Genomic DNA, 25,697 nt, shown 5'->3' on the forward strand with positions numbered 1-25,697 from the left:
TTTTAAGCTTGTAAATGCTGTAGAGAGGTGTAGCGGGCTAAATAATATTAATCTAACGTTAAAAGTTCCATAAGGCCTTTAACCTAAAACAACCCATTCAATTCCCGCTCAACCAATTGCACAATAGTTCCCAGGTCTTCGGTATTGTTCGCGAAATCTATATTGTCTTTATCAATAATCAGGAGCTTGCCCAGCTTATAACCTTTTATCCATTTATCGTACTTATCATTCAGCTTTGACAGGTAGTCAAGCCTGATGCCGCTCTCATATTCGCGGCCACGGCGCTGGATGTTATTTACCAGGGTAGGCACTGACGCTTTAAGATAGATCAGCAGATCGGGTGGTTTTATAAATTCGGTAATGTTTTCAAAAATAGCAGCGTAGTTTTCGTAATCGCGGGTGGTCATCAGTCCCATATCGTGCAGGTTCTCTGCAAAAATATAAGCGTCCTCATATATGGTACGGTCCTGGATAATGTTATGTCCGCTTTTCTGGATATCTATGATCTGCCTGTAGCGGGCATTTAAGAAATAAATCTGCAGGTTAAAGCTCCAGCGCTTCATATCGCTGTAAAAGTCTTCCAGGTAAGGGTTATTATCTACAGCTTCATATAATGGGTCCCAGCCGTAATTTTTAGCCAGTAATTCGGTAAGTGTGGTTTTACCGGCGCCTATGTTTCCTACAATAGCAATGTGCATCTTTAATTCCTGGTTAATGGTTCATAGTTCATAACAGAAGTTTTTGTTAGGCAGATGATTTTAGTAGTTGTAAGTCAAATTTTTTAAGTGCATTTGCTGTTTGTGCTGAAATGTAACTCCGACTAATATACAGCATGCACCATGAACTAGCAACAATGAATTGCTTTTTTGTAGCCGTCAACCAATAATCATTATCTGCTAACTACTCAGAAACTCCTGAATCCGATAATTTCTCTCACTTCTTTTATTGTTTTTGATGCGCTTTCGCGGGCCTTAATGGCACCATGGCGTGCAACCTGGCGAAGGTACGGCGCGTTATTAGCTATATCATTGATCCTTTCCCGAATAGGAGCGGTGGCAATAATTATATCTTCGGCAAGCTGTTTTTTTAAATCGCCGTAGCGGATCTGGCAGGTATTGTATAGGTTGTCAAAGTGTTCATAGGTATCGGCAGATGAAACTACTTTAATAATGTCAAAAAGGTTCTGGATCTCAACCGGTTTTTCCTGGTTATCTGCTGTAGGGCCGGCATCGGTAACAGCGCGCATTACTTTTTTGCGGATTACTTCAGGCGAATCAGACAGGTAAACAGCATTACCTTCCCCCTCGGATTTGCCCATTTTGCCTTTGCCGTCGAGCCCGGGAATTTTTACCAGGTTATCGCTAAAATTGAAAGCAAAAGGTTCTGGGAAGTAATCCTGATTGTATAGCCTGTTAAAACGATTGCCAAAAGTACGGGCCATTTCCAGGTGCTGCTCCTGGTCTTTGCCTACAGGAACTTTGGTAGCTTTATGAATAATAATATCGGCAGCCATTAAAACCGGGTAGGTTAGTAATCCGGCGTTAACATTGTCGGGGTTTGCACGTACTTTATCCTTAAAAGATGTAGCCCGTTCAAGTTCGCCCAAATAGGCATTCATATTTAAATAAAGATACAGTTCGGAGATTTCCGGTACATCCGATTGGATATATATAGTAGCTCTGTCGGGGTCAATACCTGCTGCCAGGTATTCTACCAGCACCTGCTTAATATTTCCATGCAGATCTGCAGGGGTAGGGTGTGTGGTTAACGAATGCAGATCGGCAATAAAAAAATAGCAGTTGTACTCATGCTGCATTTTTACAAAATTTTGTATTGCCCCGTAATAATTTCCTAAGTGTAAGTTCCCGGTTGAACGAATACCACTAACAACAGTTTCCATGGCGCGAAAGTAAGTAATTTTTATATTTTTGAGCGTGATGAAATTGATCTTAAAGAAAGTGCACATCTATCTGTACGTGGTGAGTGTTGCATTATTTTATTTTTTATTTTGGCCGTTCTTCTATTATTTTTCCCGCAACCCTGCCAGTTATCGCAATGTAAACAGCTTCAGGCGGATCTGGGCACTGATCAGTTCGGCAATGGTGGGTTTTTTTTACAGTTTTGAATTTGAAGAGCCCATTGACTGGCGTAAAACTTACATAGTGTGTCCAAATCACACCTCAAACCTCGACATTGCAGCTATGTGTGTGCTGGTAAATGGTAACTGCAGTTTTATGGGGAAAGAAGAATTAAAAGATGGTTTGGTTACCGGCTTGTTTTTTCGGTCGGTAGATATTCCTGTAAACCGGGAGAGCAAAATGTCATCATACAGGGCATTTAAAAAAGCGTCGGAGAAGCTGCAACAAGGCATCACACTTATTATTTTCCCGGAGGGGAAGATTAGTGATGACTATCCGCCTACATTACACGAGTTTAAAAATGGCCCGTTTAAACTTGCCATTGATCACAATATTCCCATTTTGCCGGTTTCGTCCTCCAATACCTGGAAAATGTTGTGGGACGACGGGACAAAATATGGAACAAAGCCCGGCATTTGTAAATTTCACATCCATAAGCCAATTGAAACGGCCCATTTAAAAGATGAGGATGCCGACAGATTAAAAGATGAAGTGTATAATATCATTTATAAAAGTTTAAAAAAGGTTTAAAAAGCACCTTCGTACTTATTACCTGTAATGTCTGAATAATCATCTTTTTTTTATTTTTGACGAAAATGAAACTCATTGTAAAAAGAATCCATACTTATTTTTACCGGTATAGCGTTGCTTTCTTTTTTCTGCTGGTTTGGCCGGTTTTATATTTCCTGTCGCGCAACCGAACACGATACAGGTACATTAACGGTTTAAGGCGGTTTATCATTTTTTGCAGTACGGCTATTTCGGGCATATTTTTCAATGTCGACTATGAGGCACCGGTAGATTGGAAACGCACTTATATTATTTGTGGTAACCATACTTCCAATCTCGATGTTTCTGCCATCAATCTCGCCGTAAAAAACAATCATTGCTTTATTGGTAAGGAGGAACTGTTAAGTAACCTGGTACTTGGTTTCTTTTTTAGGACTATTGATATTACGGTAAACAGGGAGAGTAAAATATCATCATTTAAGGCGTTTAAAAAAGCGGCAGAACGGGTGAAAGATGGGGTTAGTGTAGTTATTTTCCCGGAAGCCACAATTCCGGAAGTTTATCCACCCGAATTATATCCTTTTAAAAGCGGTGCTTTCAGGCTGGCAATTGAATTGAAAGTGCCCGTAATTCCCGTAACTTCAATTAATACCTGGAAAGTTTTATGGGATACGGGTAGCGAATATGGAAGCAGACCGGGCATTTGTGATATATTTGTACACAAACCTATCGAAACGGCTCATTTAACCATAGATGACGCCGACGGGTTAAGAGATGAGGTTCACGGGATTATTAAAAAGAAATTAGAAAGAGCATGACCATAGACCAGGAAACAGTTGATAAAATAGCGCACCTTGCAAGGCTTGAGCTTAACGGTGATGAAAAGCTGGAAATGATAAAAGACATGAGCAAAATTCTGGATTTTATGGCTAAGCTTAATGAAATTGACACCTCAGGTATTGAGCCGCTGGTTTATATGACAAACGAAGTAAACGTTTTGCGGGAGGACGTGGTAAAACAAGAGATAACTCACCAGGAAGCCCTGCAAAATGCCCCCAGCCACGATGATGATTATTTCCTGGTTGCGAAGGTGATTGATTTAAAATCTGACGGGCAGTAAGATAAATCTGTAAGAAGAGGTTATAAGTGCGCTTTCGGACTTTTTGACTTTTGCCTGTAACAAAACATACCTCACCTTAGTCCAATCTAAAAAAAGCATGGAACCACTTATCATCCTTAAAGATATCGGACGTAAATATGTTATCGGTACTGAAATAATTCATGCCCTTAAATCTGTTTCGCTGACTATTAATAAAGGGGAATTTGTGGCGCTGATGGGGCCATCCGGCTCAGGTAAGTCAACTTTGATGAATATTCTTGGATGCCTTGATACCCCGTCTAAAGGCGAGTATATTTTAAATGGCATAAACGTAAGTAATATGACAGATAATGAACTTGCGGAAGTCAGAAATAAAGAAATAGGCTTCGTGTTCCAGACATTTAACCTGCTACCCCGTAATACAGCGTTGGATAATGTGGCGCTTCCACTGGTTTATGCCGGAGTGAACAAAGAAAACAGGCGGGCGCGGGCAAGCAAAAGCCTGGAGAATGTGGGGCTTGGCAACCGTATGGATCATAAACCCAATGAATTATCGGGCGGGCAGCGCCAGCGTGTAGCTGTGGCCCGGGCATTGATCAACAACCCTTCAATTATTTTAGCGGATGAGCCAACCGGTAACCTGGATACCAAAACGTCAATTGAAATAATGGGTCTGATAGAGGATATTCATGCTAAGGGAAATACCATTATCTTGGTAACGCACGAAGAAGACATCGCTTTACATGCCCATCGCATTGTGCGAATGCGGGATGGACTGGTTGAAAATGACTTTGCAAACCCTAATATACAAAAGGTTGACAGGACCATAGCTGTTATAAAGGAAGCAACAGATTCCATTAAAGAGGAAGCTAAATAGTTTTTACATCAAATAACACATTATAACAAAAATGCCGGATTTTTAATCCGGCATTTTTGTTGCTTTTTCTCAGAGTTTCTACGGTTGCCATATTAGCAACATACCAGTCCATATTTAGCAGGGCAATATAATTGGGGATTTACGCCAAAATAACAGTCGGGATCGGGAGGTACGCTTCCAAGATAGCAGTAACATCCTGTAGGAACGGTTTTTAGTCCGCCTTTCACATTTTTCAACTCTTCTCTGGTTAACTTTTTCATTATACAATGATTAATTGTTACGATCAGGTATTAATGATGGAAGGTCCTGAACTCATTGTTACTACAGTATATCAATTGATATGTTTTGATTTAAATTTCTTCAAAGGGAGGAGGCTTTTTTCGGAGCCTTAATAAAATTAACACAATGAACAGATCCTGGCTACAAATTGCGCCATGTGCAAGGCGTTTTCGCGGGTTACAGGTTTACGGGTGCCAATGATAACAGTATGGTTTATTATTTCAATCACAAAATCATCTGCCCTGACATCCATCACCACATTCCTGAAGTTGCGATCCATTGCAGCAATAGCTTTTTTCCTGTCATTAACCAACACATAAAAAGTATCGCTAAAAGCTTTATCCTCATCAAAGTCAAGCTCCACCGGGTGAAGCAGTTCAATTAATTTATCGGCGAGGGTTTCCAGTCTTATCATTACGCGGCCAAAGTCTTTTTTAAGGTAAGCGAGTCCCCATGCCTGATATTCCCGGCAATGATTGATGCCTGTTTTTGCACCCAATGCATTAAAGCAGGCTTCTATGAAAAGAAGATAACCATCATTATTCTCATGCTTAATTGCATAAGAGTCTTTTAGCGTAAGTTCGGTGTAGTGTTTAAATACTTCGAAGTCTTCCAGTCGGAAATCAATTTGACCGGTAACTTCTATAGAGAAGTTCTCTCTGAGGGCCTGGTAGGTATCGTGAAATCTGTCGATTTCTTCAGAGCAGAGTCCGGTGGTATCAAATGGATAGTTCAAGGTGTTATAGTTTAAAGTTAAGCCCGCTGGTTATACGTTGCCATTACAAAGTATAAAATTTACTGCCGGAATTTCAAATAATATGATATTTTTGTTGATAGATAAAATATACGATCAATCGTTGTTTTATTGCTATAAATTGACAAGATATCCTAACTGCTCTCACATTTTTCTCCCCTTTTTATTGCTTTCAGGCTTGATTTTTCAAGCGGCCGCGCAAAATGTTACCTATGCCTATAAAAATATTAATAGTTACTCGGCTTTTTTACAGAAGACAAGCGAAGAGAACGCCCTTGTTTTAAATAAGAAAATACAAAAAACATATCGGGAATTCATCAGTGAAAAAAACACCGAATTAATAAAAAGGTTAAATGAAAAAGGTTTTTTGTTTGATACAATAGCCTATCCTTACTTGAATTCAATCTTCAACCATATTCTTGAGAAAAATTCGCTGGATAAAAACAGGTTCCATTTTTTTATAGATCGCACCTCAAGTGTAAATGCTTACAGTTATGAGGACGGTACCGTTGTATGCAACTTAGGGTTGCTGGGGCTTATGGAAAATGAGAGCCAATTGGCAATGGTATTCTGTCATGAACTGGGGCATGTTTTACTTAAGCATGTAAACACAGGATTGGTTAGGCAGTTAGAAAAATACAATTCGCCTGAATTTTTGGCGCAGCTTAAGCATATAGAAAAGCAGAGATATAACACAAAAAAGCAATTGGAAAATTTGCTGGTAAACGATGTTTTTGACCGCCGAAAGCATAGCCGGTCGCAGGAAAACGCGGCAGATTCCTTAGGTATGGTTTTGTTTAGTAATTCAAGTTATGGTGCTCGAACAGTTTCCAGGATTTTTAACTTTTTAGACTCGGCTGAAAATAAAACCACTAGCTGTAGTATCCACGCTTTTTTTGAACAGGAGAAAATAAGTATAGATGAAAACTGGCTAAAATCTGAAAAGAAAATGAGTTTCGGAGCGGCGGAGAAAAAAGAAATAACGGATTCGCTAAAAACGCATCCTGATTGTGCGAAAAGAAAAATTGCCATGGAATCCTTTTTCAGGAAGAAGCCAAAGCCGGGCATAGATTTTTTGGTGGGAAATAAGCAAAAATTAGCTCTGGTAAAAAAGACAGCACTTTTTGATGAAGCTGAGTATTCAAAAGATATAGATAACCTGGGCTTGTATTTATACCAGCTTATTCAAAATAACAGTGTTTTTCCATTAAATGCCTATATAAAAACCGCCACCTATAACACAATGCTATCTTTAGGCAAGCACTCCAAAGCGCATACCCTGCACGAAGTGGTTAATAGTCAGTATGTTTCAAGTTATGAAAATGATCAATATGCCGTACTACTTAAATTGCTTGATAATATAAGCCTGGAAAATTTGAATGAAATTACACACACCTATTATCAAAACAATAAGCTTTTAATTACAAATTCTAAAAACTAACAAAATTCTTACAAGCCAACCAATTATGAAATTAAAACTACTAATTATTTTTTTTACCCTTTTTAGTTTAAAAGGGTTTACGCAAAATGTTACCAAAGCCTTTAATGAGGTGAAAAATGTAACAGTCCGCAACATTGGAACCATCACCAAAAACAATGTTGTAAAAGGCTACTTTAGTTTTTATGAATTTGACAAAGCAGATAAAAAAAATATCATTTACAGGCTAAATTTATTGGATGAAAACTTAAATGACCTGGGGACAAAAGAAATTACGGGGCCCAAAGATTGGGAATTGGTAGGTAGTGGTTACGATGGAAATAACTTTTGCTTTAAATTCTACGACGATAAAAACCGGACATTTGAATTAAAGGTTTACAACCAGGAAGCTAAGGAAGTAGCATCAAACTCTTTGAAAATCAACTATAAACCCAATAGTAATACTAAATACCAAAGCTACCGGCAACTGGTTAACCCGGATATAAATATTTTGGATAACAATGGTTTTGTTGATTATACCTTTAATGACCCCAATGATGCTTTTATTATAAGCTATGCTGACGGAAATTCTCAAAAAACGTGGCAGCAAACTTACGAGCCTGAAGGTAAGTCGAAATTTATGATCCCAACATTTTTAAATGGAAATGATCAAATGATTTTAACAGCAGTTGCCCGTGTTGAAAAAGGAATGTACAATGCAAAAACACAGCATACTATTTTGGCAAGCAACACAAAAACCGGTGATCAGCTTTTTGATGTATCAACAGAGTTTGATGATAACCATGTAGTGCCTGTTAATGCTATTTTTGAAGATGGGAAAGTTATAGTTATAGGGTTAAACTACAAAACAACTAAAACATTTACTACAGCCCCGGATGGCATGGCCTTTTTAGAATTTGATAAAACAGGAAAACTCTTAAAAAGTAATTTTAAAACGTTTGAAGAATCACTGGGTAAGTACTTGCCGATTGAAGACCATAAGCTAAAAGATGGGTATTACCTGTATGTCCATGATATTGTACGAACCAGCAAAAACTCGAATCTGGTGATTGCCGAAAAATTTAAGAAGGCTGTTGATGCAGGGGGGATGGCGCTATCATTATTAGGTGGAAGAAGTGGTCCTATAAAACTTCAGTTAGAAAACATGCTGGTTTTAGAATATGATTTGAATGGAAATATATTACAAGCCAAAGAAATACCTAAAGCTAAGGGCAACACGCCTGTATTTCCCTCTTACGTAGGGTTTTTATCCCCATATCTTTTGGCTACAATTGCAAATGGATTTGGCTGGATGGATTATATGTATACCACAAAAAGTACGGATGGTAACAATATAACTTTTAGTTTTGTTGAGTATGACAGACTTGATGCCGATGCCAAAAAAACCCAAAATTTTGGACAAATAAAGTACAATAACGGTAAGTTAACGGTTGATAAGATCCCTGTAAAAAATGAAAAAGCAACCTTTTCGCGGTTACTTAGAGCCAAAACAAACCATGTACTGCAGGTGAATTACTTTAAGAAAGATAAGAAGCTAACCATGGATATGATCAAACTAAATAATTAACTGTAACTGCTTATAGTTGACGTCTAATAGTTAATATTCCAATAGTTATATTTTTTTGATACTCCTGGTAGCCTTGTGTTGCCAGGAGTATTTTTGCTAATAGGCCCTCATCTTGCCGCATGAGCAGGCACAGTTGGCATCGTTAATGCCAAAGCTCTTTAAAAAATATTGGTAAAACGCAATCCTGTCATTCATGCTGAATATGTTTTCGCCTTTGTTGCATTCAACTTCGCCATTTATAATGTTTATGGTCATACCGAATCCCGGCGTACGGTTTGCCGCTTTATCGGTGGAATTGGGCTGCCATTTACCTATCATAACATCATGTGCAGATGGTTTGGCGGTTTGCGGCGTCATCCAAAAATAGATGGCTGTTTTAAAGGCTACAACAGGGTCGGTCTCAACCAGGTTAGGATTATTGAGCAAGATTTTTTTATCGCCAAAAATACAGTCAGACGCATAACCATAGTTACCATTGTAACTTAGCTGTAAGGGCCCCCGGCCGTAGTACTTTTTGCCTGGAGCGGCAGGGTAGGTGTCATTATCGGATATATAAGGCAGCGAGGTATTCGCTTCGTGTACGTACATTAAGCCATCGTTGTATTTGCCGTTTTCACCATGCCGGGTTTCGTGTGCTACGTTTGCAAAAAAAGCAGCAAGTTCCTTTTTATTAGTATGCAAATCTTTTTCGCTGCAAAAGTTTCCGTAGTCAATAACATAACTGCTGTCGGGTTTCTTTTTGGCCCATTCTTCATTCCAGTCTTCATCCTGCCTGATAAGATCTGTCTTTCCGGTACGTTTATCTGTGCGGATAAATTGATAAATGGAAACGCCCCTCCTGGTTATTTTAATACTTATCTGGCTCATTTCCTTTAAGGCTTTAATAAATGATGCGTAAGTGTAAAATTTATCCCGCTGCGGGAATAATGCATTAAATTGCGATTCGCTTAAAAAACTTGTTACCTGCATTTTTTGGGTTTGCGTATTGATGACAGCAGCTTTGTTATTTGTGCCTACGCATTTTAAACTTAACAATGGTATGGCAGCAATTAAAAAGAGAGGGATTATAAAGAGGGGCTTTTTCACTTTGGTTTTGTTTTTCGGAAATTATGATCAAAATTAGCGGCATTCACAAATTGATAACAAATTTGAGAATTAATTTATATAACGTTTAAAATTAACTACTGTTTCTGTTTAGTAAAGTTTGTAACCTTTTACGTTTAAAACAGTACATACAAAATCAAAAGCATAAATTCGACTTTTGACAGCTGAAATTATTAAATGAAGATATACACTAAAACAGGCGATAAAGGATTCACATCACTAATTGGCGGCACACGTGTTGCCAAGCATCACATCCGTATTGAAAGTTATGGGACTGTTGACGAACTAAATTCATTCATAGGACTGATAGCAGACCAGGATATCGCTTCACATGATAAAGAAATATTAAAACAAATACAGGACCGGCTGTTTACCATAGGGTCATCACTGGCTGCAGATCCCGAAAAATCAAGAATGGTAATACCTGATCTTAATTTGACCGATATTGAATTGCTGGAACAGGAAATGGATAGTATGAATGAACAATTACCTGAACTAAGACATTTTATTTTGCCGGGAGGCAGCAGCACCATCTCCTATTGTCATATAGCGCGGTGTGTGTGCCGGCGTGCAGAAAGGATTACCGTACACCTTGCAGAAGAGAGTGCTGTAGATGAAAAAGTAAATGTCTATTTAAACAGGCTGAGTGATTACCTATTCATCCTGGCAAGGAAGATCGGTCATGAAAAACAGATTCCCGAAAATAAATGGATTCCGAGAATTAATGGTTCGCAGCCTTAACCCCGGTCATTTAATTGCCGGTTTTTTAATTAACTATGGTCCATCAACCGCCAACTGCAATTAAATGCAAAAAAATGTTGATAATCGAATAAAAAATATTATACTTTTGCGAAAAAGTAAATTTACCGAACAAAAAATAAAATAAAAGAGAATATGTATTGGACACTTGAACTGGCATCGCACCTTGAAGATGCACCCTGGCCTGCAACCAAAGATGAATTGATTGACTATGCCATCCGTTCCGGAGCGCCTGTTGAGGTTATTGAAAACCTGCAAGCATTGGAGGATGATGGTGAGCCTTACGAGAATATTGAAGAGATATGGCCTGATTACCCTACAAAGGATGACTTCTTTTTTAACGAAGACGAGTATTAGGCTACTCAAAATCAACAAAAAACCTTGCTTTGCGAGGTTTTTTCGTTTTTAGCACTTTTTGGAATGGTTTTAGTAAAGAGATAAAATTATCAACTAAAACTTTGCAACCATGAGAAGCTTACTTTATTTAATCGCAGTTATCCTTGTAATAGGATGGGTATTAGGATTTTTTGTTTACAATACAGGAGGTCTGATTCACATACTTTTAGTAATAGCTGTAGTTGCCCTTCTGTTGGGAATCATCAGGAGAGCATAGTTTTCAAGTCCCTTTATAACGGTCATAGTCCATAGTTTGAATCAAATCAACTATCGGCTATGGCCCATGGACTAACGGCTTTTTAATATCATTTCTGCGATAGCAATATCCTCCGGAAAAGTGATTTTAATGTTTTGGTAACTTCCTTCAACCAGGTTTATTTTTAAGCCTGTCTCCTCAACAACACTGGCATCATCAGTAAATTTTGTACTAAAAGATTGTAAGTAAGCATTTTTAATTTGCTCCGATTTGAATGTTTGCGGCGTTTGTACCAGGTAAACATCGTCGCGGATCAGGCTTTTCGAAATTCCATTTTCATGTAATCTTACCGAATCCCTGCTTTTAATGGCTGTAACGGCGTTTCCATGCTCAGCGGCATGGAAGTATGATTTTTCAATAATGTCCTTGCTAATCAAAGGTCTTACAGCATCGTGAACAGCAATGAGGGTGTTGGTGTTGTCTGGTATAATTTCCAGCCCATTTTTTACCGAATGGAATCGGGTTGCACCTCCGGTCACCAATTGGTGTGGCGTTTTGAAATTATAAGTTGTACAAAGCTGCTCCCAATACGAGTGATAATCAGCAGGAAGTACCAGGATAATAGCGGGAGTAAAAGCTGTTGAATAAAATGCATCAATGGTATGCATTAATACGGGTTTGCCGTCGAGCAACAAAAATTGTTTTGGTATGGCCGACTGCATGCGTGTTCCCGACCCTCCGGCAACTATTATAGCATACGCGGATTCGGTATGCGGGGGGTGTGATGTGGGTATTGCTGTAGCCATTATGATCAAAGCTATAAATCAATCTCAAAAAAGCAAAAATGAAAAGACCCCTTTAAGTTTAAAGAGGTCTTTCTATATCTCATAAATCTGAAGTAAAAATTCAGAATTTTGAAATTAAATGATCAGCATGGCATCGCCATAGCTATAAAAACGATATTTTTCTTTTACTGCAACCTCGTAGGCATTCATCACATTTTCATAACCACCAAAAGCCGATACCATCATTAATAACGTGGATTCAGGCGTATGAAAGTTAGTGATCATTGAGTTAGCAATGCTAAAGTCGTAGGGTGGAAAAATAAATTTGCTAGTCCAGTCGTTCGCTGGTTTCAATGTTTTATTTGCGGATACTGCTGATTCGATAGTGCGCATAGATGTTGTGCCAACTGCACAGATCCGGCTCTTTCGTTCAATGCCTCTGTTTACTATGTTTGCCTGTTTTTCTTCTATGATAAATTGTTCCGAATCCATTTTGTGCTTGGTAAGGTCTTCAACCTCAACCGGACGGAAAGTTCCCAAACCAACGTGAAGGGTTACTTCGGCAAATTCAACACCCTTAAGCTCCAGGCGCTTCATTAACTCGCGGCTAAAGTGCAAACCTGCAGTAGGAGCTGCAACAGCACCTTCGTGTTTTGCAAAAATAGTTTGGTAACGCTCTTTATCCTCTGTGGTAGCTTTACGTTTAATATATTTGGGAAGTGGCGTTTCGCCTAATATCTCAACATTCTTACGAAATTCTTCGTCAGTTCCGTCGAATAAAAATCGTATAGTGCGGCCACGTGAAGTGGTGTTATCAACAACTTCAGCAATTAAAAGATCGTCGTCGCCGAAATAAAGTTTGTTACCAACTCGGATCTTACGGGCCGGGTCAACCAAAACATCCCACAAACGCAATTCTTTATTTAATTCGCGTAATAAAAAAACTTCAATTGTTGCGCCGGTCTTTTCTTTATTACCGTACATGCGCGCAGGAAATACCTTGGTGTTATTAAGGATCATTACATCCTTGTCATCAAAATAATCCAACACATCTTTGAATATTTTGTGCTCAATTTTGCCTGAATCGCGGTGTAATACCATTAATCGGGCTTCATCTCGTATCCCGGCGGGGGTATGGGCAATTAAAGATTCGGGCAGGTTGAATTTAAATTGAGATAATTTCATGTTAAAAGATATGAATTTTCAAGGGCGCAAATGTACGAATTATATTTAACTTTTTTTTGAATGAAACTATATAACCTTGAATTGACCAAATATGTTTTTTTGATTACAAATATTCTGTTACAACCCTGGCGAATAGTGTGCTAATTGGTTGTATTAAATATCGGTTTTAAAAACAATAAATGTTGTAACTTAATTGAAATATTACAGTCTTAATTTAAATACGCAATTATTAAGGATGATAGTCGGCCAGCTGGCCTGTAAATCTTTAGATGCCGGTGTAATCAAAATACTCATATGATATTTTTAAAACTTTTCAGGGAAAGCTTTTTATTCGCGTACGATGCATTACGGCAAAATAAGCTGCGTACTTTTCTGTCGTTACTTGGTGTCACCATTGGTATCTTTACAATTATTTCTGTTTTTTCGGCGGTTGATACGTTAAAGAATAATCTGCAAAAAAGTGTAAATAAACTCGGCAGTAACAGTATCTACATCCAAAAATGGCCCTGGGTAAATAATGAAGATTCACCGTGGTGGAAATACCTGCAGCGGCCTACTCCAAAGTTGCGTGAGTTTGATGATCTGCAAAGGCGCAGTCAAACCGCGCTGGCTGTTTCATACGAGATTAGTATTGATAACCGGATAGTAAAGTATCAAAGCAATACTGTTGATGGTGCTCAAATTGATGCTACAACACATGACCATGATAAAACCTGGAATTTTGACTTTGAAGACGGACGATACTTTACGGAGATGGAATCGCGCGCGGGCAGCCCTGTTACTGTAATTGGCCACGATATAGCAGCCAACCTTTTTCCTGATGGCGGGGCCGTTGGCAAGCAAATAAAAATAATGGGGCGTAACGTTACGGTAATAGGTGTTTTTAAAAAGGAAGGGAATGACATTTTAGGAATATCTGACGATAAAGAAATTTTACTTCCGCTGAATTTTGCAAAAAATGTTATTGACGTTCAAAATGCAAACTACAACCCGCAGATTGTGGTGCGCGGAAAAGCAGGCATTACAGATATTGAAGTTGAAAGTGAGGTTAGGGGGCTGATGCGTTCAATAAGGCGTTTGGGCCCCGGAATAGAAGACAACTTTGCATTAAACAAAACTACCATACTTTCTAACCAGCTTGATATCGTTTTCGGCGTATTAAAAAAGGTGGGTTTTGTTATTGGTCTTTTTTCAATTTTGGTTGGCGGCTTTGGGATCGCTAACATTATGTTTGTATCTGTTAAGGAGCGTACCAATATAATTGGTATTCAAAAATCACTGGGCGCAAAAAATTATTTCATCTTGCTGCAGTTTTTGATCGAATCAGTTGTATTATGTTTAATGGGAGGGATAATTGGTCTCAGTATGGTTTTCGGCGCAACTGCAGCCGTAAAGGCCGCAGCAGATATACAGGTGGTGCTCGATATGTCAAATATCATTTTTGGTGTCAGTCTTTCAATCGGTATCGGAATAATATCAGGTATAATTCCTGCCTATTTTGCTGCCAGGCTTGATCCTGTTGAAGCAATAAGGTCCAACTAAGGTGTTAAGTTGTCCGGGAGATTAAAAATGGGAGTGTTATAACTATAGTTGCTTTTTTTTGACTTAATCAATTACTTCGGGACAATTCAGACAATCAATTATGGTTGGTCAGCTAATCGTTCTGCCGGGACATAATGTCCAGCTATCTTTTCAAACAAAGTATCTGGCACAAAAGGCTTGGTTAAATAGTTGCACATGCCAGCCGCCAGGGCCTTGTTATGCGTCTCGGGCATAGCGTCAGCGGTTAGGGCGATAACAGGAATGTCGGGGTTTGTTCTTCTTATTATACGGGTTGTTTGAAATCCATCCATATCCGGCATTTGAAGGTCCATTATAATCAGATCGTAGCTATTGCTTTTTACCATTTCAATAGCTATTTCTCCGCTGATGGCTTCATCTACTTCCACATCCCATTTCTTCAGGAATTTGGAGGCGATCATTAAATTCATCTTATTGTCATCAACAACAAGTACACGCATGCCCGGTAAGCTGCGGTCAATGTTTGTTTTGGCGGTAGGAGTTAGATCGCCGTGTTTTATTTGTTTAGCTATATTAAAAGAAATTGAAAATGAGAATTTCGTTCCTTTTCCAGGTTCGCTGAAAACTGAAATATCACTTTGATGAAGTTCAATCAGGCGTTTAGTAATTGCGAGCCCCAAACCGGTGCCACCATAGTCATTATCATGATTTTGCGATTCCTGCATAAACGGATCAAATATGAGTGCCAGGTTTTGTGGAGAGATGCCTATACCTGTATCTGAAACGGTAAATTTTATAGTTGTCTGCTTATCATCCGTTGTTTCTTTATTTAGGTGAATACTAACTTTCCCTTCATGCGTAAACTTAATAGCATTACTTAAAAGGTTGTTTATTACCTGGCCGAGCCTGATCTGGTCGCCAATTAAATATTCAGGAATAGCGGGATCAACGAAAAGGTCGATTTCAAGATCTTTTTCAATAGCCCTGGAATAGAAAGTCTGTTTTATTTTTTGAGCAAGCGTTACAATGTTAAACGGCAAGGTATTGAGTGCCAGTTTTCCGGCTTCAATTTTGTTATAATCTAAAATGTCATTTATAATTGCTAATAAATTCTCACCCGAGAATTTTAAAATATTTAAATACTCAAGTTGCTCCGGCGACGGGTCCTCGCTCAGCAGCAGGTTAGTTGTTCCGATAACCGCATTCATTGGTGTTCGGATCTCGTGACTCATAATGGATAAAAACTCCGATTTAAAATGTGACGACTTTTCCGCTTCCTCCTTTGCCGAGATTAAAGCCTGTGTTGCCCTTTGTCTTAAAGTTATATCTTCACCAATACTCGTAACTTCTCTTATATTTCCGTTTTCATCATAGCTCACTGTATTTTGCCAACTAATATTGCGTTGCTCTCCATTTCGGCATATCACCGAACTAATGTATTGAGCCTCAAATGAACCGTTAATGAACCATCTGGATAAACCGTGTCTTTGATCTTCCGGTAAGAATTTTTCTAACCAGTTTAAGCCCAATATTTCATTTTGTTCATAACCAAGAATATGCGCCATAAACTTATTACAGAAAATCAGGTTGCCGTCTTTATCAACTGATATAGCAGGTAATTTAATGGTTTCCAATACCAGTTTATATTTATTTTCAGTTCTTAAGTAATCTATTTCCGCCTGTTTCCTGTCTGTTATGTCCTGTATGGTACCAATAACTTTCCGAACAGCCCCATCGTCTCTGCGCAATAATTTTCCTACTATGATGCTTAGGTACTTAACGTGTCCTCCCGGTGTAATTATCCTGTACTCGTACGATGTATTGGTAATGTTTGAAATGTCTTTTAAGTGCTGCTTTAGGATATGCCTGTCATTTGGATGTGCGTACTTCATCAATAATTTGACAATACTGTTTTCAGCAACTGCTTTCGGTCCAATTTCAAAAATGTTGCTGATCTCGTCGCTCCAGGTAAGGTTATTTAAAGCAATGTCCCAATTCCAGTTTCCTATTTTAGCGATAGTTTGCGCTTCAACCAATTCAGTTTGGCTAACCTTTATTTTCTTTGCTGATAGCTTAGTTTCGCTTACATCCTGTAAAATGCCACTTATGCGTTTAATATTTCCTGCACTATCTTTTAGCAACTTGCCCTTTAATACGCTTATATATTTGGTTTTGCCTGTTGGCGTGATAACTTTGTGTTCAAATTCACTGTGGCCGATATCATGAATGTTTGAAAAATAAACATAAGCCCTTTTGCGGTCATCCGGGTGGATCAGGTTTAAATAATAGTCAAACTTTTCAACGTTTTTAGGAATACTATCTACCTCCAGTATGCTGTAAAGGCTTTCGGATAAAAATGTTTCCCTTGTTGAAACGTCAAAATACCAGTTGCCAATTTTTGCAATTGATTGTGCTTCAAGCAATAAATTTTCATTTTCTTTAAGGGCGTCTGCATATTTTTTTTGTTCAGATATATCAGTAACAGACGCGGAGATACGTGAAGTGTAATTCCCGCTTTGGTCGTACACCGGCCCCAGTTTGGCCACAAACCATTGTCCTGTCCCAAAGTCAGATTGATAAGTTATTGAAACTGGCTCATGATGTTTAATCACATGATCCATAGCGTCGTCGAATTTTTGCGCCTTTTCATTACCCAAAACTTCGCTCAGGCGTTTCCCGATGCATGTTTCAGGATTAATAGCCCTGCCGTCCATGCGGCTAAACCAGGTGTTTAAACAAATTTTATTTTCATCAAATTCAAAAATTACGTCATTTAACGAGTTAATAAGAGCATCGAGTTTTTTTTCGCTTTGTCGCAGTTGCTCATCATTAATTAGCAGGCTCCGGTTTAAATCAATAACATTGCTCATCGCATTGTTAAAACGAAGCTTATTAGCTGTCTTTATTAAAAAAGAAACATAAGTTATACACGTGAACGTAAGCATTAAAACGATAAGAACGGCGACAGAGATGGAAACCTTTGAAGCAATTGAGTAGGCAATGATCATTGCTATTAAATTAAATATACTCAAACCGGCAAATTCCCATCTTTTTCTGCAAAACAGCGTGAGGGGTATAAAAATCATTATTGAATTAAAGAGGTAAACATGCTCAAATCCGTTTTTGCTCAATAAGTAGTTGTTTATTGTTAAAAAAGATATTATAGCGAGGTACTGACTTGCTGCGCTTAAAAATTTACCGGGGTAAAATAAAAACACAAGGGTAGCCAAGCAAAGGCCACTACTGATCAAACGCAGCCACAAAGGATCAAATGAGTTATAAAAACACAGGTAATGAAGTGCAGGGCCAGCAATAGACAAACCAATGAGCAATGGTGCGGAGATTGTACTATCACTTTGTAAAAGTAATAGAAGCCTGTTTTTTAATGATATACCGGACGTGTTTTTCAAATCAATTTATAATGAGGTGAGGTAAAATAACAAGCTTTAGGAAATGATATGGCATGAAAATTTTACAAATTGTCAATCATCTTAAGGGTTATTAATACGCAGATTTCGTTACATTTGTTGCAAATAAAATATTTTCCTATGTCGGAGACAGCACAATTAAAAATTGGCGATAAAACTTATGATCTTCCCGTAATTGAGGGTACCGAAGGTGAAAAAGCTATTGATATTTCAAAATTAAGGGATCAATCCGGATATGTAACATTTGATACCGGCTACAAAAACACAGGCGCAACCAAAAGCGCAATTACTTTTTTAGATGGCGAACTTGGGATTTTGAAATACCGTGGATACCCAATTGAAGAACTTGCTGAAAAATCAAGTTTTATTGAAGTTGCCTATTTACTTATCCATGGTGAGCTGCCTACTGAGAAAGAACTTGCAAATTTTCAGTATGAAATAAGCCGGCACACTTTGGTACACGAGGATATGAAAAAGTTTTTTGATGGTTTTCCGTCAAAAGCTCATCCTATGGGACAGCTGTCTTCGCTGGTTTGTGCGTTGTCTGCATTTTATCCGGAGTCATTAAAATCTTTGCAGACGGAAGAAGAGCTTCATTTGAGCATTATAAAAATGCTTGCTAAAATGGCCACTGTTGTTTCCTGGATTTACAAAAAATCCTTAGGACACCCGCTGATCTACCCACAGAATAAATATGACTATGTAACCAATTTCCTGTATATGACCTTCGGGCAGCGTACAGAGCAAATTGAAATAGATCCGGTTATAGTTAGCGCAATGAATACATTGCTTATACTGCATGCTGATCATGAGCAGAACTGTTCAACATCAACGGTTCGCATTGTGGGTTCATCAGAATCAAACATCTATGCTTCAGTTTCTGCCGGAATCTCTGCCTTGTGGGGCCCGCTGCATGGCGGCGCAAACCAGGCTGTAATTGAAATGCTTGAAAAGATAAAAGAGGATGGGGGCGATACCGACAAATGGATTGCAAAAGCAAAAGATAAAAATGACCCTTTCCGTTTAATGGGATTTGGTCACCGGGTTTATAAAAACTTCGATCCGCGTGCAAAGATCATTAAAAAAGCCTGTGACGATATTTTAGAAAAACTGGGTATTGACGACGAAGTGCTTGAGATAGCTAAGAAGCTGGAAGAGGTAGCGTTGAAAGACCCATATTTTGTTGAGCGTAAACTGTATCCAAATGTCGATTTTTATTCAGGTATTATTTACCGGGCTTTGGGTTTTCCTACTGATATGTTCACTGTATTGTTTGCATTGGGCCGCCTCCCAGGGTGGATTGCACAATGGAAAGAAATGAAAGAAAATAAAGAACCTATTGGCCGCCCACGCCAGATTTATGTAGGCGCTACAAACAGGGATTATGTGGATATAAAAAACAGGTAAACTCCTGTTATTTCGCAGAAGATGGTTCATCGTTCATTAAATTGAATTGTGAGCCATTTTTTTTGGGATATGGGCAGGTATTATTACGAGGGAATAATTGATTACGTTGAGGTATCACAAGCAAAAAGCCCGCTGGGTTTAACCATACGGGCCTTTATTAATCAAATCAACTTTCTTTATTGTTTTACCAAAGTGTAAGCAGCTTTAGTATCATCTGCATTTGGCGTAAAGGTAATTTTATATGTACCGGAAACAGGTACAGGGATATTATTATCGTCTGAAGATGATAACGTAACGCCATCAGCCCCGGTTTTCGGAATGCCATAGCTTGTTGCCCAATCGTGGCCTTTTCTAACTTTGATTGACCCGGTTGAAACTAATGGAAGCGTAACGGACCATAATCCGCTGCCATCGTTGGCAGATTTCATGTCAACATCATCACCGGCATTCCATCCTTTAGCCCCATCTCCAATAATGCTGTAATACGCTGTAAAGGGGGTAAAAGAAATGGTTTTAGCGTTAATATCGATCGTAACTGTATAAAAGCCCGGGGTGGCCGGAGCGTATAAGTTATTAGGTCCGCCAACCGCTACCGTGCTGGAGGTTGTATTTTGAGGATCGTTAGTAGCATATTTGTTATCATAGCTATTTTTACCCGGTACGATCAAAAATTGATTGTTGCCTGCAGTAAAGTTTAAAACACCGGTATAAATACCATTGCTCGTAGCAGACATCAAACTATCCTGATGACCAATATCCCATCCCTGGTACGCACCTACTGTGTACAAAAACGAGGTTAAATTAAATGGGGTAACTGTAAGCGTAAGCACATTTGAATAAACCGGTGGTGCACCGGCTCCTAACGAATGTTGAATGCGTACCTGTACCTGGGCGGTAACCCCACCTGCCAGGTTTAATTTTAATAATAGATTGTTAAAATCAGCAGTTGAATAACTTTGCTTTCCTTTTTTTGCAGCTATTACAGCTGTGGATGGTTTAGCCCAATTATCGCCCATCGCATCAATTTGCAGGGTATTAGTAACTGCGGCACTATAACCAAAATCCGGCTGGGTAAAACTAAAAGTCATCACTTTTGATGTATCGGTCAGTTTTGTTTTATCCAGTACTAAAGTAGTAGCTGAAGCCTGAAGCACTCCACTCTTTCCTGTATCGGCCACAACCTTAATCCCATCCTTTTTACAGGATGCAAGCATTAACAGCGCAATGCTGCTCAATGCAAAAAATTTTGTAAAAATCGATTTCATATTTCTTTTTCTAATTGGTTTTAAACAAAATACAAGTAAGGTGTTTTACCACACCTTACTTAATATTAAATGCTATTTATACCCTGGGTTTTGCACCAGTGTTGGGTTGTTAATTATATCGGTAGATGGGATAGGCATGATGTTCAGGTTTGATGAAACGGAAGTTCCGCCTTTAACACCACCTTTCCACTGCCATAAGTATGAATCGCCGGTGAACTTCCCAAAACGAATCAGGTCTGTTCTCCTTTGCATTTCAAAAAGTAACTCTCTGCCACGTTCGTTCAACATAAATGGAAGTGTTAACTCCCCTTGAGTAATATTGCCGGCCGTGCTTCCTGCATAAGCTCTTGTACGCACTTTATTAACATAGCTAAGGGCAGTAGCCGGGTCGCCGCCTGCACCGCCGCGTAAAACCGCTTCGGCGTAAATAAGGTAAACGTCAGCCAAACGAAACATTGGGAAATCCGTATCAGGGAAGTTTCCTGTCGCATCAGAACCTTTAACTCCGGCTGATGTCACATTCCTGAACTTTTGAATGGCATATCCATCCGTAAACGTATATTCATCATTGATGTCTAAATTTTGGCCATCTGTAAAAAATAGCGCCCTTTTGTCCGTATTGCCTGTTACATCGCTAAATAAAGACACATATTGAGGGGTGGTACGTAAACCAGCCCAGCCACCATTGATGCCAAATGCGGCAGGGTCCATTTTTCCACCTACAGATGCATGGATTAAATAGGTCATACCTCCGTATCCCTGGGTATGGGTCCCGTCTGATTCAATCGGAAAAATGATCTCGTTTGAGGTATTGTTATCAGCAAGAAACAAGTTCTTAAAGTTTGGCTCAAGTGTGTAACCTGCCGCAATCACTTTACTTGCATAGGTTACAGCTTCGGTATAATGGCCCGTTCCGGTATAAACCTGTGCGTTTAGATATAGTTTGGCAAGCAATGTCCAGGCTGCAGCTTTGTCTGCGCGGCCATATTCAAAACGAGGATTGCCTAGGTCTCCATCAATTGCCTTAAGTTCGCTTTCAACATAAGCAAACAATTCGGCACGGGATTTTTGCTTCGGGAAAAATACACCTACCTCGTCGTTTTCAGTCACAAAAGGAACGCTGCCGTATAAATCAATTGCATGATAGTAAGCAAGTGCTCTTAAAAAACGGGCTTCCGCTCTGTATTGTTTTGCCAATACAAGGTTATTGCCGGTAATTCCGTTTTTTGATAATTGAGCGTCGGTAGTTTGGCGAATAAATTCGTTATCTAAAGCTATTTCATAGAATATCCTGTCATACATAGCCCTGATAAACTCATTTTGAGAGTTCCAGGTCATATCATGCAGGTTATGAACCGTGCCGTCGTTCCATACAATTTGAGCCTCATCAGTAGTAAGCTCCTGCATGTTGAACAATTCTCGCAGATAATTGGAAAAACCTTCGTCAATACCCGCAACATCCGGGTTGCCGGCAGGTCCTTGCTGGCCGCTTAATGCGAATGCTGTATACAGCTTTGCCAAAACAGGTTTATAGTTATTAAAATCCTTGTAAACGCTTGCCGTAGTTAACTGGCCTTCGGGCGTAAGGTTCTTTTTACAAGAGGTTGCTATAACTGCTACACACATTACTATAATGAATGGCAGTTTATTTAATGTTTTTAATTTCATGTTTATATTATATTTCATAATATGTTAATTTCTTAAAACGACGCGTTTACACCAAGAGAATATACACGTGGCCGTGGATAGATATTGTTATCTATTCCTGATGATACTTCAGGATCAAGACCTGTGTAGTTGGTGATAACAAATACATTTTGAACGTTAGCTGTTACTCTTAGGCTCCTAAGTCCGGCAACTTTACCGAAGTTGTACGAAAGATTAGCATTATCCATGCGCAGGAATGAAGCATTCTCAACATAGTAATCAGAGTAAAGCTGGTACTGGGAGAAGTTGGTTTTCAAGATGCTGTTTGGAAGGTTGTTTAAATAACCCTGGAATTTTAAACCGGCATAAGCACCGTTACTTGCCTGAACGGCATTATAAACGTAGTTATCAAGATTGGCCCGCATGGTAAAACCCAGGTTCCATTTTTTGTAGGCTAAATTTGAGTTAAAGCCCATAAACACGGTAGGGTTTGGATGTTTGTATAAGTATTTGTCATTAAGGGAACTGCCATCGCCATTTCTGTCAACATATACGCCTTCAAGTGGCATACCGCTTTTTCCATATACCTGCTGATACACATAAAATTGGTATGGAGTATAACCGGCTTTTAACAACTGTATGGTATTTCCAACGCCTCCGGGGATACCACCGGTTGCAATGCTTTGGTTGGGGTCTTTTGTTGCAGATATATTGTCAACAGTAATTCTGTTGAATGAAACATTGTAACCAATATTCCAGCTTATATCTTTAGTGCTTATTGCGTTAACATTAATATTTAAATCAATACCTCTTGAATGCAGGTTACCAATATTTGCATAAACGTGGTTAGTCAGGTTTGTGCCATCGGGTACCGGGGTATCAAACAAAAGGTCTTTTGTCTTTTTGTAATAGTAGTCAATGCTGCCATTTATTCTGCCATTCAGGAAGCCGTAATCAAAGCCGATATTTGATGTCGCAGTCTGTTCCCATTTAATAAGTGTATTATAGGCATCAGCACGCAATGTATTGGTAAAGGCACTCCCAAATTGGTAGCCTGCACTTGAGTTACTTGGATCATAAACAGCCAAATAAGGGAATAGTGGGCCGATGTCCTGCTGGCCTGTTATACCATAACCAACTCTTAATTTAAGATCAGATAAAGAACTCATTGCTTTAAAGAACGGCTCTTCTTTAAGTCTCCATGCCAAAGCAAGGGAAGGAAAGTAACCGTTACGGCGTAATTCAGAGAATCTTGAAGAGCGGTCGTCACGGATTGTTGCCGTTAACAGGTACTTGTCATCATAAGTAAAGTTAACACGTCCGAAAGGAGATTCTATATAATACTGTCCCGGGAACGATACCGCTGCAGCTGAAGTCACATTTGTTTTATCGGCTGCGTAAGTGTTTTCAGGTTTAGTGTAAAAATGAAAGTATTGATATGAATATCCGGCCTGTACATCTAAATGACTCTTAATGCTCTTGAAATCTTTAGTGTATTTCAGGTAATAGTCGTTAGTATAAGTATAGTTCTCGCTAAAATATTGGCTATATGAACCTTTATAGGTTTGATTGAAGTTTGAAGCAGCAGTAGGGGGGATATAGGTATTTCCCATGCCGTCGGTAATATCACCGCCAAAAGTTGCATTAGCCTGTAATTCTTTTAAGAATGGGAAAGTGTAATTAAGCGTTAAGCTTCCAAGTGTTCTTTTGGTGTAACCGTTAGAATTATATTGGTTTAATAGTCCCAGTGGATTCCGCGGAGCCAAAGTGCTTGGGTTTCCGTTGCCACTTGCATCAAGCCATTCAAAATAGCCACCGTAATTGCTGTTGCCCGAATATACCGGTTGCGTAGGATCAAAACCTACCGCAGCGCCTATAGCTCCCTGATTTGCAAATTTTCTATCAGTATATGTTCCTTTAACGTTAAAGTCGATCTTTAAGCTTTGGTGTAAAAAGTCGTGATTTAAGTTTAAAGCTACGGTGGTTCTTTTTAAGTTATCCGTTTTTAAAATTCCATCCTGGTCTAAATAACCAATTGACAGGCGATATGGTAAACCTTTAATGCCGCCGGAAAAGTTTATATTATTATCTGTGGAAAATGCTGTGTGATAAATCAGGCTCTGCCAGTCAGTATTTGAAGTACCAACCAATCCTTTTTGAGCGGTAGTTAAGCCTGCCTGCGCGCTGCTTGTTACATCCCGGAATTCCGCTGCTGTTAATACAGGTGCTTCCTTAACTATCTTTGAAAGTGAATTTAAAGTGCTGAAATCAACTGCAAATTTACCGCTTTTGCCTTTTTTGGTGGTTATTATAATTACACCATTTGACGCGCGTGAGCCATAAATGGCTGTTGCAGATGCATCCTTTAAAATATTGAACGATTCAATATCATTTGGATTAATGGTTGCCAGCGCATTGTCAATACCGGCAATGCCTGAATTGCTTACGGGAACATTATCGATAACGATCAAAGGATCATTACTGGCGCTTATTGAAGCTCCGCCGCGAATACGAATAGTGCTTCCTGCACCAGGCGCGCCGCTGTTTGAGGTGATTTGAACCCCTGATACTTTACCCGAGATCAAAGCCTCAGGCGTGGTAATAGGGCCCTGGTTAAAATCTTTGGCACTAATGGATACTACTGATCCCGTAAGGTCTTTTTTGCGCTGTGTGCCGTAGCCCACTACTACCACTTCATTTAAACTGGTATTTTGTGGCTTCAAGGTAAAATCAGCAGTTGTTACTGAATTCCCTACAGTAATGGTTTTTGTAAAAGCTATATAGCCTAAGAATTTTGCGGTAACTGAATAGTTGCCCGGTTTTAGGCCGGTAATAGCATAGTCGCCATTGCCATCGGTAGTGGCTCCTAAGGTTGTTCCATCTATCGTAACAGATGTTCCTGGCAGGGCGAGGCTTGTTTCGTCAACCACCTTGCCTTTTATGCCTCCAGTTTGCGCAAATGCAACAACTGACATCATCAGAAATGCGCACAAGAGGACATACTTTTTTGAGTAATTTTTTCTCATATACTTCTTAGTTTTAAATTAAATTAGGGCATCAAATATGCCGGGTACAATTGGTTTTTTATTTTTGCTGAAACAGCACTGCCTAATTTACATTTAGAAGTAATAAATGCAAATGTTATATAAAAGATAATTTTAATAAGCTTTATTTATGTTAAATTAACTTTAACGAAACAGTAAATTGTAACGTTTTTGTTAGCATTTTTTAGGTTTTTACCCGTAATTTTAACAGGAAAGAAAGATTTGTATTTTTCTAAGTGTCAAAATTACACAATCGACAATTTTACTAATATGTAACGATTTTCCGGGAACGTTCCCG

The 25,697-nt window shown here is 39.0% G+C and carries 22 protein-coding genes; 11 read left to right on the top strand and 11 right to left on the bottom strand.

The features are described 5' to 3' along the window. Positions 1-83: 83 nt before the first annotated feature. Positions 84-698: a deoxynucleoside kinase gene (locus MuYL_RS08935; RefSeq protein WP_094570215.1), complete on the bottom strand. Its 615-nt coding sequence runs from the start codon at positions 696-698 to the stop codon at positions 84-86. A gap of 206 nt (positions 699-904) precedes the next feature. After that, the gene (trpS, locus tag MuYL_RS08940) at positions 905-1,900 is read right to left on the bottom strand and encodes a tryptophan--tRNA ligase (RefSeq protein WP_094570216.1); all 996 of its coding nucleotides are present in this window, start codon (positions 1,898-1,900) and stop codon (positions 905-907) included. Between the two features lie 37 nt (positions 1,901-1,937). On the opposite strand from trpS, the gene MuYL_RS08945 reads away from it, so the two are divergent. The 4 genes from MuYL_RS08945 to MuYL_RS08960 all read left to right on the top strand — a co-directional run bounded on the left by MuYL_RS08945 (position 1,938) and on the right by MuYL_RS08960 (position 4,624). Continuing rightward, the gene (locus tag MuYL_RS08945; protein WP_094570218.1) at positions 1,938-2,669 is read left to right on the top strand and encodes a lysophospholipid acyltransferase family protein; all 732 of its coding nucleotides are present in this window, start codon (positions 1,938-1,940) and stop codon (positions 2,667-2,669) included. 65 nt (positions 2,670-2,734) lie between these two features. Continuing rightward, positions 2,735-3,466: a lysophospholipid acyltransferase family protein gene (locus MuYL_RS08950; RefSeq protein WP_094570219.1), complete on the top strand. Its 732-nt coding sequence runs from the start codon at positions 2,735-2,737 to the stop codon at positions 3,464-3,466. After that, positions 3,463-3,768: an Asp-tRNA(Asn)/Glu-tRNA(Gln) amidotransferase subunit GatC gene (gene gatC, locus MuYL_RS08955; RefSeq protein WP_094570220.1), complete on the top strand. Its 306-nt coding sequence runs from the start codon at positions 3,463-3,465 to the stop codon at positions 3,766-3,768. Before MuYL_RS08950 ends, gatC begins: the two co-directional genes overlap by 4 nt. A gap of 97 nt (positions 3,769-3,865) precedes the next feature. Next, positions 3,866-4,624, top strand: coding sequence for an ABC transporter ATP-binding protein (locus MuYL_RS08960; protein WP_094570222.1), 759 nt, complete (start codon positions 3,866-3,868; stop codon positions 4,622-4,624). Positions 4,625-4,716: 92 nt separating this feature from the next. On the opposite strand, the gene MuYL_RS23135 is transcribed toward MuYL_RS08960, so the two are convergent. Beyond that, a complete protein-coding gene (locus MuYL_RS23135) occupies positions 4,717-4,884 on the bottom strand; it encodes a bacteriocin-like protein (RefSeq protein ID WP_157740707.1) in 168 nt (55 codons plus the stop codon). Positions 4,885-5,021: 137 nt separating this feature from the next. Then, complete coding sequence (locus MuYL_RS08965; RefSeq protein WP_094570223.1) at positions 5,022-5,639, bottom strand: hypothetical protein; 618 nt, start codon at positions 5,637-5,639, stop codon at positions 5,022-5,024. A 196-nt stretch (positions 5,640-5,835) separates the two neighbouring features. Here MuYL_RS08965 and MuYL_RS08970 point away from each other — a divergent pair, with 196 nt between their 5' ends. Together MuYL_RS08970 and MuYL_RS08975 are read left to right on the top strand one after the other, a co-directional pair. Beyond that, positions 5,836-7,098 carry a M48 family metallopeptidase gene (locus tag MuYL_RS08970; RefSeq protein ID WP_157740709.1) on the top strand — a complete coding sequence of 421 codons (1,263 nt, stop codon included), beginning with the start codon at positions 5,836-5,838 and terminating at the stop codon, positions 7,096-7,098. Positions 7,099-7,123: 25 nt separating this feature from the next. Beyond that, on the top strand, positions 7,124-8,662 hold the full coding sequence (locus tag MuYL_RS08975) for a DUF6770 family protein (protein WP_094570226.1): 1,539 nt from the start codon (positions 7,124-7,126) through the stop codon (positions 8,660-8,662). Between the two features lie 96 nt (positions 8,663-8,758). On the opposite strand, the gene MuYL_RS08980 is transcribed toward MuYL_RS08975, so the two are convergent. After that, positions 8,759-9,748 carry a chitinase gene (locus MuYL_RS08980; protein ID WP_157740711.1) on the bottom strand — a complete coding sequence of 330 codons (990 nt, stop codon included), beginning with the start codon at positions 9,746-9,748 and terminating at the stop codon, positions 8,759-8,761. A 195-nt stretch (positions 9,749-9,943) separates the two neighbouring features. Here MuYL_RS08980 and MuYL_RS08985 point away from each other — a divergent pair, with 195 nt between their 5' ends. The 3 genes from MuYL_RS08985 to MuYL_RS23140 all read left to right on the top strand — a co-directional run bounded on the left by MuYL_RS08985 (position 9,944) and on the right by MuYL_RS23140 (position 11,138). After that, positions 9,944-10,507: a cob(I)yrinic acid a,c-diamide adenosyltransferase gene (locus tag MuYL_RS08985; protein WP_094570229.1), complete on the top strand. Its 564-nt coding sequence runs from the start codon at positions 9,944-9,946 to the stop codon at positions 10,505-10,507. 153 nt (positions 10,508-10,660) lie between these two features. Further along, positions 10,661-10,882 carry a DUF2795 domain-containing protein gene (locus tag MuYL_RS08990; protein WP_002996718.1) on the top strand — a complete coding sequence of 74 codons (222 nt, stop codon included), beginning with the start codon at positions 10,661-10,663 and terminating at the stop codon, positions 10,880-10,882. A gap of 109 nt (positions 10,883-10,991) precedes the next feature. Next, positions 10,992-11,138: a lmo0937 family membrane protein gene (locus MuYL_RS23140; RefSeq protein WP_157740713.1), complete on the top strand. Its 147-nt coding sequence runs from the start codon at positions 10,992-10,994 to the stop codon at positions 11,136-11,138. Positions 11,139-11,209: 71 nt separating this feature from the next. Here the strand turns inward: MuYL_RS23140 and MuYL_RS08995 are convergent, their stop codons facing one another. Together MuYL_RS08995 and queA are read right to left on the bottom strand one after the other, a co-directional pair. Then, positions 11,210-11,923 carry a 2-C-methyl-D-erythritol 4-phosphate cytidylyltransferase gene (locus tag MuYL_RS08995; RefSeq protein WP_094570230.1) on the bottom strand — a complete coding sequence of 238 codons (714 nt, stop codon included), beginning with the start codon at positions 11,921-11,923 and terminating at the stop codon, positions 11,210-11,212. Positions 11,924-12,037: 114 nt separating this feature from the next. Next, positions 12,038-13,087 (bottom strand): tRNA preQ1(34) S-adenosylmethionine ribosyltransferase-isomerase QueA, encoded by a 1,050-nt coding sequence (gene queA, locus MuYL_RS09000; RefSeq protein WP_094570232.1) that lies wholly within the window; start codon positions 13,085-13,087, stop codon positions 12,038-12,040. A gap of 294 nt (positions 13,088-13,381) precedes the next feature. On the opposite strand from queA, the gene MuYL_RS09005 reads away from it, so the two are divergent. Further along, the gene (locus tag MuYL_RS09005; protein WP_094570233.1) at positions 13,382-14,629 is read left to right on the top strand and encodes an ABC transporter permease; all 1,248 of its coding nucleotides are present in this window, start codon (positions 13,382-13,384) and stop codon (positions 14,627-14,629) included. 98 nt (positions 14,630-14,727) lie between these two features. Here the strand turns inward: MuYL_RS09005 and MuYL_RS09010 are convergent, their stop codons facing one another. Beyond that, a complete protein-coding gene (locus MuYL_RS09010) occupies positions 14,728-17,616 on the bottom strand; it encodes a PAS domain-containing hybrid sensor histidine kinase/response regulator (RefSeq protein ID WP_170309737.1) in 2,889 nt (962 codons plus the stop codon). Between the two features lie 540 nt (positions 17,617-18,156). Here MuYL_RS09010 and MuYL_RS09015 point away from each other — a divergent pair. Beyond that, the gene (locus MuYL_RS09015; RefSeq protein WP_094572898.1) at positions 18,157-19,443 is read left to right on the top strand and encodes a citrate synthase; all 1,287 of its coding nucleotides are present in this window, start codon (positions 18,157-18,159) and stop codon (positions 19,441-19,443) included. A gap of 176 nt (positions 19,444-19,619) precedes the next feature. Here the strand turns inward: MuYL_RS09015 and MuYL_RS09020 are convergent, their stop codons facing one another. The 3 genes from MuYL_RS09020 to MuYL_RS09030 form a co-directional block, all read right to left on the bottom strand. Further along, positions 19,620-20,708: a SusE domain-containing protein gene (locus tag MuYL_RS09020; RefSeq protein ID WP_094570236.1), complete on the bottom strand. Its 1,089-nt coding sequence runs from the start codon at positions 20,706-20,708 to the stop codon at positions 19,620-19,622. A 72-nt stretch (positions 20,709-20,780) separates the two neighbouring features. Continuing rightward, a complete protein-coding gene (locus MuYL_RS09025; protein ID WP_094570238.1) occupies positions 20,781-22,394 on the bottom strand; it encodes a RagB/SusD family nutrient uptake outer membrane protein in 1,614 nt (537 codons plus the stop codon). 14 nt (positions 22,395-22,408) lie between these two features. After that, entirely contained in the window at positions 22,409-25,381 is a 2,973-nt protein-coding gene (locus tag MuYL_RS09030; protein ID WP_094570240.1) for a SusC/RagA family TonB-linked outer membrane protein, read from the bottom strand. Between the last annotated feature and the right edge of the window lie 316 nt (positions 25,382-25,697).

The sequence above is a fragment of the Mucilaginibacter xinganensis genome (assembly GCF_002257585.1).
GTDB classification, from domain to species: domain Bacteria; phylum Bacteroidota; class Bacteroidia; order Sphingobacteriales; family Sphingobacteriaceae; genus Mucilaginibacter; species Mucilaginibacter xinganensis.